Source organism: Vibrio zhugei (genome assembly GCF_003716875.1).
Taxonomy (GTDB): domain Bacteria; phylum Pseudomonadota; class Gammaproteobacteria; order Enterobacterales; family Vibrionaceae; genus Vibrio; species Vibrio zhugei.
In genome coordinates, this window is record NZ_CP033077.1 from 16,571 (window position 1) to 29,060 (window position 12,490).

The following is a 12,490-nucleotide window of genomic DNA, read 5'->3' on the forward strand; positions in this document are numbered from 1 at the left end:
AGAACATATTATGATTAATTTCATATTTATATTCTTTGTGTTTATTAAGGTATTGTTATGGTTCGTGATTATGGTTTTAGGTTAATAAACGTTGACGTTGATACTTTAGCTAAAATTCAGTTCCATACTGAACAAGAAACCGGTGAGATAACCCCCGAATTACTACCTAGCAACAAGCCTGGTGCTATTAAAAAATCTAAATTAATACTCGATCCTGATGGTTGTATTGTCTACCCTCAATCCCTCTATTTAATCACAAAGCTACGTGGCGAGAACAAAGTAGAAAACGTTGATACCATAGCTAACGCGCTACTTCTATATACCCGATGGTTACATAAATCTGGACTAACTTATAAGCACTTAACTGAGTTTGAAGAAGAAGGGGCACCATGGATGTTTGCAACGGACCTCATAAAGAATACTCGGCATATAAATTCAACCCAAAATGAAGCTTATGCACTGAAAACATCCAAAACATATATGCGAGCTGTTCTGAAATTTTATACATGGATGCATCGTACTAGAATTTTGCGGCATGATAGCAGACGTGTTGTGTGTGAATATAGTGATGTCAAAGTAGGAAATTATTCTGGTTCTCAGCACGATAGCCTGTCACATACATATTCTCAAAGTAAACCTAACATGAAATCAGTATCAAATATAATGCTCCGCTTTCCTCGCTCAGACTCAACCCCTCCAGAGAAAAAACTAAAGCCTATGGTTTATCCTGATAAGTTGGTTTTTGAACAGTATCTTGAATTATTGAAACCTCCTTTTCCCTTAATGTTTAGGCTGGCAATTAATACTGGGCTACGTATTGATGAATTAGCTAATTTCCCACAAGCAAATATTGGTGAGATTGATATTCAAGGGCTTGACGTTGTTCCTGTAACGATAAAAAAAACAAAATTCGGTAAGCCAAGAACAATTGAAATACCTGTTGATATATATGACGAATTGGAAATATACCTGTATTCAGATCAGAGGATGAAAAATATGAAAAAGCGTAAAGAAAAATTGGAAGAAGCGTTCAAAAATGGGGAGAAAACGGATACTTATGAAGGTGATTTGCTGTTTATCAGTAACCGAGGCTCCGGGTATAAAACAAATTCATTGGAATGCCACTTTAGTACTGTCCGCAAGGAAATCAGGAAAGACTATCCAGATTGGTATTATCGAAATCATGATAGTCGCTCAACTTTTGCAACAGACTGGTTAGAATCAGAAAAATTTAATCGTAAGGTTGGGTTTGATTTCCTAATGGATGAGTTAAAACATCTAATGGGTCATTCTAGTACCAGAACTACAGAAAAATATATTAAGTTTTGTAATCAAAAGGAATCGCAATTGGCTGTTGCTAAAAAGAAAAATAGCAATATAAGAAAGGATCATAATGATGGCTAAAAGTCCTTTTATTACGTCAAAATTTGATTTTTCTGATACTGAGAACCAAAAATTAGTAACGTCTGTCAACTTAACTATTCCATATAAGCGTACTAATCAGCTAGAACAACGAGATTTTAGTATTTCTCATTTGGCTCATTTCAAATGTAATATGGATAATCGAAGGATAAATAGTCGCTTACTTTATTTGAATAAATTTGTAACCGTTATTAAGGACAGAGTTAATAATGGAGCTATGTCTGTTCATTCTACCCGAGGCATCTATGATGCATTGCAAAGTTATTTGATTTTTTGTGATGTTAAGAATATAGAACCTTTCTCTAAGAATGGTTTTTTGGCATACGCAGGAAATGATGGTGAATTATGGCATCAAGTTAGACAGTACAAACCTGAAAAATCATTGTTTGAGTATTCTGATGGGCAAGAATTAGGAATAAAAGAAGCAACAGCGGCGCACAAACTAAATATGCTTAACTCTGCTTTGTCAATGTGTGGTGTAAGTATTGATGAATATCAGAATAATATTAAAGGTTTTAAAAAAGGCGATAAAATATCATTTGATTCTTATTCAAAACGTGATGAAAACTTAATAGTAAACAGAATTTCGGAAACTTTCTTTATTCTCGCAGCACAGCTAATTGCTGTAAAAAAAAGAGATGTAGAAGAATTACCTGATAAGATACTAGTTCCTACTTTAATTAATAATCAGATAGTGGATGTTGAATTTGATACGAATTTTTCAGTTAAGACCGGCTTTGAAAAAACAACAGGGAGTAAAGTCTATAGTCTTTGTGCTTTTAACATTTGTATGGGAGCCGCCTATCATTTGATGTGTTATTTTTCATCATTGAATGATTCTGTAATTCAAGATTTAGAACATCCACTTACAATTGAATATGATAAACGGGATAAATCTTTAAAAACTGTTAAAATAACCGGATTTAAAAGAAGAGCAAATAAAGTAGTAGACGCTTTTCTTAGTAATGAAGGAGAAGATGAAGATGTGACGTTTGATGTGGATAAGAGAAATGGAGTGACATTTATTGAGACTCTGGTTGAGTTATCTCTATTGTATGGTGATGGCAAGCGTATTTTCTTTACATTAGATGAGCAACAAAAGATATCTCCAACATTTGTTATTTCAGAAATTACACGTAATTTAGCCGTAAAATTACATCTGACGGTTGAAGATAAAAAACCTTTACGAGAGTGGTTTAAAGAACTTTTTTATTCACTGCTAGATAAGGGAGAATCTATTAAGTTAAGTACTGTTACTAATGAAATAGGTAGATCTTATGTCCAGCGTCAAATCGAAATACTGTCTGGTGCACAGTTATCTAGCCGTTTGTTAAAAATAATATTTTTGTCCCTTTCATGTTATACCGATAACTTGTTAAAAAATATAGTATTGCCTTTAAATTATAGTGCAAAGGATGATAACGGATTCGTTAGTGTATCTTATCAATATGTTGATGGTGGTTTTTCTGAGTTTCAAGTGCCGGTGAAAGATGTGTCTTTTATAAAAGATATTGAAAGCTGGGCAACAGCTAGAGCTCCAAAGAAAAGTAAAAATGTAAACCTCCCCTAATTAGTTACACTCATAATTAGAGTTTTCAACCCGTTCATATTTCATTAAATATTCCCATGGGGTCAGATCATTCAGTGCACCATGAGGACGCTCTTCGTTGTATTCTCTGATCCAGTCTTCCGTTAATTCTCGAACTTCCGTTAGTGTTTTGAAGACGTACATATCCAGAATTTCAGTGCGGTATGTGCGATTAAATCGTTCAATGTACGAGTTTTGAGTGGGTTTTCCTGGTTGGATAAATTCCAACTGAACATCGTGCTTTTCTGCCCACGTTGCTAATGTTGTGGAGATAAACTCAGGGCCGTTGTCCATTCGTAGTTTCTCAGGGTAGCCTCGCCAAGCAATGACTCGTTCAAGCACTCGAACTACTCGCTGAGTGGGTAAACTCAGATCAACGTCGATGGCCAACGCTTCTCGATTAAAATCATCCACCACATTGAAGGTTCGGAATCGACGTCCACATTGTAAGCTGTCACTCATAAAATCGATTGACCAGCACCGGTTCTCTGACAACGGTACACTCAGTGGCTCTGGGTGACGATTTGGCAGACGCTTTTTCCCTTTACGGCGTTTATTGAGTTTCAACTCGCAGTAAATCCGATAAATCCTCTTATGATTCCATGTCTTACCCCAGCGACGAAGGATCTTGAGTAATAAACCAAAGCCGTATGCTGGATAGCGCTCAACGGCTTGTTGTAATGCACTTATCACTTCTTGGTCATCGCTCGCTTTAGGCTGATATCGATAAACCGAATCACTGATGCCAACTGCGCGACATGCTAGACGCAAACTGACTTTGTGTACCTGGCGTACATAGTCAACCAGTTCACGTCTTATCGCTGGCTTTACAGCTTTTTTTCGATGATATCTTTGAGAATTCGGTGCTCTAAGCTCAGCTCGGCAAACATCGATTTAAGACGACGATTTTCGTCTTCCAGCTCTTTTAACCGTTTAACGTCCGATGCTTCCATACCACCATATTTAGATTTCCAGTTGTAATAAGTGGCATCAGATATTCCGTATTCTCGGCAGACTTCCTTGATAAGGCGACCACCTTCGACTTCTTTCAAAATTTTCACGATCTGTGTTTCGGTATAGCGTGATTTTTTCATAGCGAGTTCTCCCTGATTCATTCAGTGTATGCTGAAGAACTCCAAAATGGTATGCCACTATTTTAGGGGATGATTACAAAAATCCTCGCTATCTTATGAGGCTTGGGTCAGATTGGCAACCAAAACAATGGGAAGGTATCAGCTTCTTAACTAAAGGTTTTTCATACAGTATTGGATTAACTAATAATGAATATTATCTTCAAATTTCATCCAGTAGGTTTCGTAAAACTACTAGTGATCAAGAGTATAGTGACACCAACATTACTCATACACTAAATATACTACAGAATAGATTAGAAACACTAGAATCTAATTATACTAATGGTCATCCAAGTATCAACCGTCTTATTATATCTCAAGCGATTCAGGTAATAGAACGAATAATTAAAGGTGATTCAATTGAGCAAGCAAAAAAAACTATAAAAGAAAAGTATAAAATAGAAATGCTTGCGTATGAAAAGTGGTTAGAGAAAAAAATCAAGTCTAACCCAAATGGATTATACTGTAATGGAGTTCAAGACTTAGTTCATGGCAATAAAACTCAGCGTGCAACAAATAAATCTTTGAAACAAAAATTGCCATGTGCTGAATATGATATGTGTTATTTATGCCGTTCTGCAAAAGGAATTGATGAACCGGACTCTGTGTATAAATTGATTTCGTTTATTGATGTATTAAAAGAATCATTAAATAGATTTCCTGATGCTAGTTCGGAAGTGAAAGAAAGGATATCGGCATTTGAATATGTACTTGATGGTGCAAGCGATAATATTTTCAAGCAAGCATCAAAACGGTTTTCTGAAAATGGTCGTCATCCGAGAGTCTCAATAGATCATGCTATTGTTTTATTTAAAGGGGGATTAAAATGATCAATATTGATGATGCCAAACATTTAGAATCAGTTATTAATGAACAAAAACAGGTTAATGGTTATAAAAATTATTTAGAAGATGTACTAAAACCTGCTATTTTCGCTGGTAACAGAGATAAGTTAGAAAAGTTGCCAATCGGTTTTTCTAATGGAAAACCACTTGGTTATATTATTGATGATGTTTGGGAATTAACTGACTATTTTTATCCAAATAGTGGGGAAACTATTAACTTAATTTTTAGAAATAAGGATGATACAGTAATTGAGCGTAACTTAAAGTTTGAACTAAAAATTTTGATGTTATCAATGTTATGGCTATCACCGAAATACTATTCATTAAAGCAATGCAAAAACACTTTGAATTCCTTGAAGAATTTTACTGGGCAATTAGTTGAGGATGGTGAAAATTCTTTTTCTGCTCTAACTTATGATTTTATTGATGAATGGATTCAAGCTGGTGTCACTACTCCAGATTTCCGAGTGTCTCCAACATATGGATGCTTAAATAAGCTCATCATAGAAAAAGATAGGCTCCCTTATCCTATTTATTTAAAAGGTACTTTGACTGCTAAAAAATTTGATTTATCAATAAGGCCAGACGAGCAGTATGTGGCTATTCCGTATAGAATATACAAATATGTGCTAGATGAAGCTAGTGCAATGATTGAAAATATTTACAAAGATCGAAATGAACTTTATTTGATTTCTCAGGAATTAGTTAGTTATAGGAAAAAAATTGATCAGGATTATGCTGCTTATGTTTATAAGACAGGGAAAATAAACCATTTAAATTTTAGTACTAAGGGAACGAAGGGTTTTTTAGATGCTTATAATGAAATTCCATCTCCAACATTATCAAATATATCAGATCTAATTGATAAATTTCATATAGCATACAGAAGTGATCGCACATATAAATTTTCTGATTATTCGCCTGAATTTGTATTTAAAGGCAAAAAAATCCCATGTGAAGAGGCAAGAGAAATGCTTGTTAACTATACAAGATGTTGCTCATTCATTATTTTGGCTTTAACTGGGATGCGTGTAGATGAACTATATGCATTACATTGGGTTAATGGTGTTAATGAAGAGGATATTGAAGGCCAAAATGTTATTACATTGAACTGTGATATTTCTAAAATAACTAAGACATCCCAAGCTAGACAAGTAAATTTTGTTACTACGCTAGTTGGAAAAAAAGCATATGAAATACTAAATGATATTATGAGTCCGTTACGAAGATCGCGAAAAAATCATGAACAATCTTTTTTCCACAGTAATGAGCTTAGTTTTTCAGCACTAGCTAAATCAAGTGTAGGAAACGGAGTTACAAAATGGGTTAATAAAGTTTTTAGTGATCTGTTAATTTTAACTGAGGAGGATATGAAATATTTGACGATTTCTGATCCTGAACAGAAAAAGTTCAAATTAGATGACATTTTTCTCATCACACCTCATCAATTAAGACGAAGTTTTGCTTATTATCTAATAGGTTATGAATTGCTATCTTTTCCTCAGTTAAAACAGCAGTTTTCACATTTTTCTTTAGCTATGACTAGGTATTATGCAAAAAATGCAAGTAAATTTCAGAAATTTGTGAAAAGCAGTACATATGACGAAATTAGAGATGAACGAATTAAACAACAAGCCCAAATGTATTTAAATATTTACATGAAATTATTTAATAATGAGCGTGTTTCTGGGGGTAAAGGAAAGGAGTTTGCCAAAAAGAGATTAGAAAAAAATAGTAATAACCAGTTCACGGATAGAAGATTAAATGACATGTTGTCGTTATCTTATTGGGAAAATCAAATTAGAAGAAAAAAGCGTCATTTACATGTTGTTGCTCCAGGTATTATTTGTACGTCATCTAATTGTTCATTACGTACTGAAGTGAACCTTCTAGAATGTGAAGATTGTGATAATGATTACATATTAGATGCAGTATACGCTGAATCTAGACGCAAGGAAGCTGAAATAAATATGTTATATGATATTGAAAATGATGCATTAACTCCATCATCAGCATCTGAATCATATATAACTATTAGCGCTGCGGAACGAATTATGGATAGCTTGGAAATAGATTATGAACCAGTTAGTTATCCAAAAGAAGTTAGTGATATGTTAATTTCATTTATAGAGGTTTAATGAAAATGAAAAAATCAACTCAAAAAGAATTTGAAGAAGCGTTAGAACGGTTAACCTCCGGAAAACCTCATAATAGAGAATTAAAAAAGAAGGTTATACAAGGAAAGTTAAAAATAAATTTTAGTACTGTTGAAAAAGAGGCTGATAAATCACCTGGTGCATTACGTCATTATGAAAATATAAAAAGGAAAATTGTAAGTTTATCGTTAAAAAATAAAGCTAGAGATGATGAAGAATATGATAGTGTTCTTTTAGAACAACTAAAAAAGGCGAAGAAATATGGGACAAAACAGGCAAGTTTAAAAAAACGCTATTTTAATGAAGCACAAAAGGATAGATCTGATTTAGCTACAGAACTGTCTAAACATGCGAAAATAATTGAAAGATTAATGATGTTGATTCCAGATGAAAAGCGTGAAGAAGCAATGGCTGATGTTATTCAGCAATCCACAGAAAATGTAGTTAAAGTTAGTTTTAAGCCTAAATAATAGTGGCCGCTTATAGCTCGTGTGTCGTAATCTATTAGGAATCGAAATATCCTCAAAGATTCCTAATATACCCGTGATCATTGAAGATGCTTGATTTTCGATAGAATTAGGATCATGCTACGAACCATGAAAATTACACTGACTCCTCAACAGAAACTGCAACTCGAACAAATGCACGACATTGAACGTGATAGTTGAGTTTGCGACCGTATTAAGGCTGTTTTGCTGGCTTCTGAAGGTTGGAGTCAGACTATGATTTCACAAGCTCTTCGTATTCATGAATCGACCGTTGCTCGTCACCTCAGCGACTACGTTCTTTCTGAAAAACTTAAGCCTGAAAATGGCGGAAGCCAAAGCAAGCTTTCTGCTACTCAAACCATGCACCTAATCGAGCATTTGACTGAGAAAACCTATTCTCATACACATCAAATTGTCACTTACGTTAAAGAGACATTTGGACTGGATTACACGGTTTCTGGTATGAATAAATGGCTTCACCACAATGGTTTTAGCTACAAGCAACCGAAAGGCGTACCACACAAGTTTGATGAAGCACAACAGCAAGCATTTATAGAGGCTTATGAAGCGTTAAAGGCAAGCTGTGGCAAAGATGAATCGATAGTCTTTATCGACGCAGTTCACCCAACACTATCAACAAAAATATCTCATGGCTGGATACGAACTGGTCAGGATAAAGTGATTGAAACAACGGGTAATCGTAGCCGATTGAACATTATTGGCGCACTGAACTTGTCGGATATTGGAGCAACCATTGTTCACAACTATGAGAGCATTAACAGTGAATCGATTGTTCGCTTTTTCTGTGAGTTAAGAAAGAGTTATCCCTTAGCCCATAAGTTTCATATCATCTTGGATGGTGCGGGATATCACCGCAGTGACTTAGTCAAAGATGCGGCGTTTGTCCTGAATATTGAACTGCATTATCTTCCACCTTACAGTCCAAACCTCAACCCAATCGAGCGGCTATGGAAAGTAATGAATGAGAAGTCGAGGAACAACGTTTACTTCAAAAGAAAACGGGACTTCAAGGCGGCAATAGACCAATTTTTTGCAGTGACTCTTCCAGAGATCGCAGGCTCTTTGACATCTCGAATTAATGATAATTTTCAGGTTCTCAAGCCAGCATCTTCAAGTTGATTCGGTATATTCATTTATTCTCATCTTGAATGTTTTTGATGAATTCAAGTACTTGATTTCTTTGTTCTTCAGATAGTTTTGAAATAGCGGTAGCTATCTCTGCAGTAGAGTCATCTTCACAGAAGAAGTAATTCAAAGGCACACCGAGTTCTTTAGCCAGTAGCTTTAGTGTTCGCACATCGGGCATGTGCACGCCTTTTTCATACTGGTTCATTCGTGCACTTGCAGCACCTTCATCCATGCCGATACGTACCCCCAAATCTTTTTGGGTGATTTTCATTTTCTTACGAGCCTCTTTGAGGCGCTTTGGGATTGGGTTGTCTGTTGACACTTATGTTTCATACTTATTTGGCTCGTCGATACTAAGATTGTCTTAGTTTTACTTATTTATGTATACTAAGCAATACTTAGTTTTTGTATTGTTCGAGTAGTAAATGAAACGTTCTCAAAAAATAAATGTTTATATTTATAAGTTGTTGATAGAAAAAAAGATGGATGGATTTTCAGTTGTTGAAGCTAGAGATGTCGCTCGTTTGTTTCCCGAAAGCCCAAAAGACATCAATGAAGTTCGAAAGATTGTTTATCGACAAATCTTAAGGTGTATAGAAAACGAATGGTTGCGTTGTGAAGGTTCTGGTAGAGAAAAGCGTTACTTCAAAACGGACAAGTTCAGTTCGCTCTCTTTTGAACCTCGTAAACCTAAATCACGTGTAAAAAGGACCGCCCCTAAAGGCTCTGTTACAAATCAGGTCACTAACGACTATTCGGAGTTAATAGTTGAGCGAAATAAATTAAAAGGAGAGCTGGAAGTGACGCTGGGAGAGATAGATAAATACAAAGCGTTAAAGGAGCAATATCCAGAACAATTTCAGCTTCTTGATGGATTGCAATTTGTGGCCAATGAAAAAGCGGCTTTATTTATGGGCAATATTAATGCAATCACAAATATGTTGAATTCGTTATCACATGAGAGAGCCTAGCATGTTAAGAAAATGGCAAGCAGAATGCGTCGCTCTTGCGTTTGAAAAATACAAATCCGGCTCAAATCATTTTTTCTGTCAGGCGACACCGGGAGCAGGGAAAAGCATCATGTCAGCCTCACTGGCTAAGGTATTACTCGATAATGGCATGATTGACCTTATTCTTTGCTTTTCACCTTCTGTTTCTGTAGCAGATGGTATGAGGGCGACGTTTTCGATAACCATTAGCTGTCCTTTTAACGGTAGCTTAGGCTCAATTGGTCAGTCACTGACTTATCAGTCCATTCAATATTTAGGCGATGACTTTTGGCGAACCATTGAAAAATATAGAGTTCTTGTTGTATTTGATGAGATTCACCATTGTTCCGGCGATGAACCAGACAGAGCCAATATTTGGGGGCAACAAATATTGGCTCGTATACAAGGTGTTGCTACCTATACGTTAGCTCTGTCGGGAACTCCCTGGCGTTCAGATAAATTTCCAATTGTTTTGGCTGAATATAGTGATCCGGAAGGCAAGCTATTTTGTGATTATCAGTATGGTTTAGCCCAAGCTATAGCTGACAATGTCTGCCGTAAGCCAAAATTAGTTTTGGTTGATAATGAACATTTGACGATTTCAGAAGGTTCTGAGAAAAAATCATTTGCTTCTATTCTTGAGCTCCTTAAGCAATCAAAAACGTCGTATCAAGATGTAATTCATAATACTCAAGCAATGGAGTATATCCTCGGCTTAGGATGTCAGAAACTTAATGAAATCCGGAAAGAGTCTTTTAATGCAGGGGGTCTTGTTGTTGCGTCATCGGTGAAGCATGCAAAACAAGTACAAAAAATATTGACTGAAAAATTTGGTCAGTCAGCAACATTGGTAACCTACCATCATGATGATCCTCAATCTGAAATTAAGGCTTATCAAACAGGAACGACCCAATGGATTGTGAGTGTCGGTATGATAAGCGAAGGTACTGATATTCCCCGTTTACAAGTGTGTTGTCATATTAGCGCTGTAAAAACAGAACTTTACTTTAGACAAGTGCTTGGCCGGATATTGCGAGTCAACGATAGTCCAAATCAGCAAGCCTGGCTTTATACGTTTGCAGAGCAGAATTTAATTGAATATGCGGAACGTATAGAGCATGACATTCCTGAAACATGTCTCTTTGCCAAAATCGGTAAAGACGAGTATGCCCCAGAGTCACAAGCAACAAATCAATGCGGTGAAGTTGAATCTGTGCCCGCAAAAACTATCAAAGGATATAGCCAATTAGATTGGGGAATTCAATCTAAACCTTCCTCATCAGGTCGTGGGGCTGACGATATTTTTGATGAAATCTGGTTGGGACGATTTCGTGAACGTGTAGTTTCAGCGTTTTTATAACCGGCGATGATATTTCATCAAGCAATACACTTCTAAGGAGTTGATATGTTCTACATCGGTGTTAGCCATTATTATGCGACGGGTGAAGGCGTCACGATTTATGTTGCTAGCGGTAGCGAAGAATCAATACGGGCAGCCATTCCTGAGTATTTTCATCAAGGACTCACTATTTTAACTCCCTCAGAGTGGCTAAAAGCTGCAACTGGAGACTGTGAGGATGAATACCAGCAGTCGGATGCGGAGGTTCTTAAAACCTATTTACCAGTCTTATGGAAGCAAATTGAGGAAAGAGCATTGGAAAGAGGGTGTTATCTGGATTTTTTCATGAAGCACCACTTTAACTATGCCTGATGTGAATTAGAGGGTCTCAATGAAGATTTTATATTTCGACGTGCTTAGTTTGTTCTATTCGAATGAATATTTTCACCGCAATGCAAGTATACATGCCAAGTATAAAGAATGGTTTAATACTCGAACAAAGACACTTTTAGAAATGGTGGAACCGGATTTTCAAGCCATCGGCAATCTAAGAGATGCGGCATCAGAAGCAGGGCTATTACTTTACCCTTTTGGGAGCTGTTACGACCGAGAATACCTTATTGAACATGGGGTGTTCTCCAGCGATGAATTAGCGCCTGAAACAGCATTACCATTAAGGATGCAAATGGACGACAACAACCCTGTGCGCAGGATGATAGCTCATGCATATAGATTGAATGCTCAATGGTATGTCTGCGGAGATATTGGTTCTGAGGAACTATTACAACCTTATCCGGAACGTTACTTACGTTCAGACTTTGGAAAGGGCGTCACTAGTCAGCTCATCTCTAAAATACGCGGCTTAAAATCAGCAGATTATTAAATTGACTTAAGGAACAGTGTCGATGTTTTTTAGAAAAAGACGAACTGTAGAGCAGATTTTAGCTTCCTTTGAAAGCGGAAACTGTACTGATGATTTCCCTTCTCTTGAAAGATTAAAATTGTACGAACAGTGGAAATCAGGAACTGCCCAAAAGATACTTGATGGGGTTTTATCGTATCAAGAACAGCGCTTGCTGGTAGAACTACAAGAAGTTAAACAAGCGATTTATCATTCATACAAAAGACAATTGGTATCGTTTTCGGTAAAAGTAGCAGCAATTATTGCTGTAAACATTGTTGTATATGTAACTCAATTTACGTAGAAGAAACAGAGCGTGTCCTAGTTCAATCCAACATACTTAATCGTTTGATATTCGCGATACCGAATTCCATTTCTGTCTTGACGATGAATTAGCACTATGAATTCGGATTAAAGGTGGTTGAAAGCCTTGAGTTGCAGCCACCTCTTCAATCTCCAGGATCACATCATATCGTGACC

At 36.3% G+C, this 12,490-nt stretch carries 12 protein-coding genes and 1 pseudogene; 11 read left to right on the forward strand and 2 right to left on the reverse strand.

The genetic code is table 11. The features are described 5' to 3' along the window. Positions 1-57: 57 nt before the first annotated feature. Positions 58-1,404: a tyrosine-type recombinase/integrase gene (locus tag EAE30_RS00110; RefSeq protein WP_123014117.1), complete on the forward strand. Its 1,347-nt coding sequence runs from the start codon at positions 58-60 to the stop codon at positions 1,402-1,404. Further along, positions 1,394-2,992 carry a hypothetical protein gene (locus EAE30_RS00115; protein WP_164711748.1) on the forward strand — a complete coding sequence of 533 codons (1,599 nt, stop codon included), beginning with the start codon at positions 1,394-1,396 and terminating at the stop codon, positions 2,990-2,992. The genes EAE30_RS00110 and EAE30_RS00115 overlap by 11 nt, the downstream gene beginning before the upstream one ends. On the opposite strand, the gene EAE30_RS00120 is transcribed toward EAE30_RS00115, so the two are convergent. After that, a protein-coding gene (locus EAE30_RS00120; protein ID WP_241967546.1) for an IS3 family transposase occupies positions 2,993-4,104 on the reverse strand; the annotation gives its coding sequence in 2 pieces (ribosomal slippage) (positions 2,993-3,843 and positions 3,843-4,104; 1,113 coding nt in all). It lies immediately after the preceding gene. Between the two features lie 95 nt (positions 4,105-4,199). On the opposite strand from EAE30_RS00120, the gene EAE30_RS00125 reads away from it, so the two are divergent. The 4 genes and pseudogenes from EAE30_RS00125 (at position 4,200) to EAE30_RS00140 (ending at position 8,772) form a co-directional block, all read left to right on the forward strand. Beyond that, positions 4,200-4,973 (forward strand): hypothetical protein, encoded by a 774-nt coding sequence (locus tag EAE30_RS00125; RefSeq protein ID WP_123014119.1) that lies wholly within the window; start codon positions 4,200-4,202, stop codon positions 4,971-4,973. Beyond that, positions 4,970-7,126 (forward strand): site-specific integrase, encoded by a 2,157-nt coding sequence (locus EAE30_RS00130; protein ID WP_123014120.1) that lies wholly within the window; start codon positions 4,970-4,972, stop codon positions 7,124-7,126. The genes EAE30_RS00125 and EAE30_RS00130 overlap by 4 nt, the downstream gene beginning before the upstream one ends. 5 nt (positions 7,127-7,131) lie before the next feature. Beyond that, entirely contained in the window at positions 7,132-7,614 is a 483-nt protein-coding gene (locus tag EAE30_RS00135; RefSeq protein ID WP_164711749.1) for a bacterioferritin comigratory protein, read from the forward strand. 126 nt (positions 7,615-7,740) lie between these two features. Then, positions 7,741-8,772 (forward strand): annotated as a pseudogene (locus EAE30_RS00140) (IS630 family transposase). A 10-nt stretch (positions 8,773-8,782) separates the two neighbouring features. Here the strand turns inward: EAE30_RS00140 and EAE30_RS00145 are convergent. Next, positions 8,783-9,103, reverse strand: coding sequence for a helix-turn-helix domain-containing protein (locus tag EAE30_RS00145; RefSeq protein WP_123014122.1), 321 nt, complete (start codon positions 9,101-9,103; stop codon positions 8,783-8,785). 103 nt (positions 9,104-9,206) lie between these two features. Here EAE30_RS00145 and EAE30_RS00150 point away from each other — a divergent pair, with 103 nt between their 5' ends. The 5 genes from EAE30_RS00150 to EAE30_RS00170 are packed head-to-tail and all read left to right on the forward strand — an operon-like array spanning position 9,207 to position 12,314. Beyond that, positions 9,207-9,752, forward strand: coding sequence for a hypothetical protein (locus EAE30_RS00150; RefSeq protein ID WP_123014123.1), 546 nt, complete (start codon positions 9,207-9,209; stop codon positions 9,750-9,752). Position 9,753: 1 nt separating this feature from the next. After that, positions 9,754-11,130: a DEAD/DEAH box helicase gene (locus tag EAE30_RS00155; protein WP_241967548.1), complete on the forward strand. Its 1,377-nt coding sequence runs from the start codon at positions 9,754-9,756 to the stop codon at positions 11,128-11,130. A 45-nt stretch (positions 11,131-11,175) separates the two neighbouring features. After that, complete coding sequence (locus EAE30_RS00160) at positions 11,176-11,481, forward strand: hypothetical protein (protein WP_123014125.1); 306 nt, start codon at positions 11,176-11,178, stop codon at positions 11,479-11,481. Between the two features lie 19 nt (positions 11,482-11,500). Next, entirely contained in the window at positions 11,501-11,992 is a 492-nt protein-coding gene (locus tag EAE30_RS00165) for a hypothetical protein (protein WP_123014126.1), read from the forward strand. A 22-nt stretch (positions 11,993-12,014) separates the two neighbouring features. After that, a complete protein-coding gene (locus tag EAE30_RS00170) occupies positions 12,015-12,314 on the forward strand; it encodes a hypothetical protein (RefSeq protein ID WP_123014127.1) in 300 nt (99 codons plus the stop codon). The last annotated feature ends 176 nt before the right edge of the window (positions 12,315-12,490 follow it).

Bases quoted from the DNA above. Each gene is read 5' to 3' on its own strand.
- EAE30_RS00125 (WP_123014119.1), top strand. From the start codon at position 4,200: ATGAGGCTTGGGTCAGATTGGCAACCAAAACAATGGGAAGGTATCAGC.
- EAE30_RS00130 (WP_123014120.1), top strand. From the start codon at position 4,970: ATGATCAATATTGATGATGCCAAACATTTAGAATCAGTTATTAATGAA.
- EAE30_RS00150 (WP_123014123.1), top strand. From the start codon at position 9,207: ATGAAACGTTCTCAAAAAATAAATGTTTATATTTATAAGTTGTTGATA.
- EAE30_RS00170 (WP_123014127.1), top strand. From the start codon at position 12,015: ATGTTTTTTAGAAAAAGACGAACTGTAGAGCAGATTTTAGCTTCCTTT.
- EAE30_RS00165 (WP_123014126.1), top strand. From the start codon at position 11,501: ATGAAGATTTTATATTTCGACGTGCTTAGTTTGTTCTATTCGAATGAA.
- EAE30_RS00135 (WP_164711749.1), top strand. From the start codon at position 7,132: ATGAAAAAATCAACTCAAAAAGAATTTGAAGAAGCGTTAGAACGGTTA.
- EAE30_RS00115 (WP_164711748.1), top strand. From the start codon at position 1,394: ATGATGGCTAAAAGTCCTTTTATTACGTCAAAATTTGATTTTTCTGAT.
- EAE30_RS00155 (WP_241967548.1), top strand. From the start codon at position 9,754: ATGTTAAGAAAATGGCAAGCAGAATGCGTCGCTCTTGCGTTTGAAAAA.
- EAE30_RS00160 (WP_123014125.1), top strand. From the start codon at position 11,176: ATGTTCTACATCGGTGTTAGCCATTATTATGCGACGGGTGAAGGCGTC.
- EAE30_RS00110 (WP_123014117.1), top strand. From the start codon at position 58: ATGGTTCGTGATTATGGTTTTAGGTTAATAAACGTTGACGTTGATACT.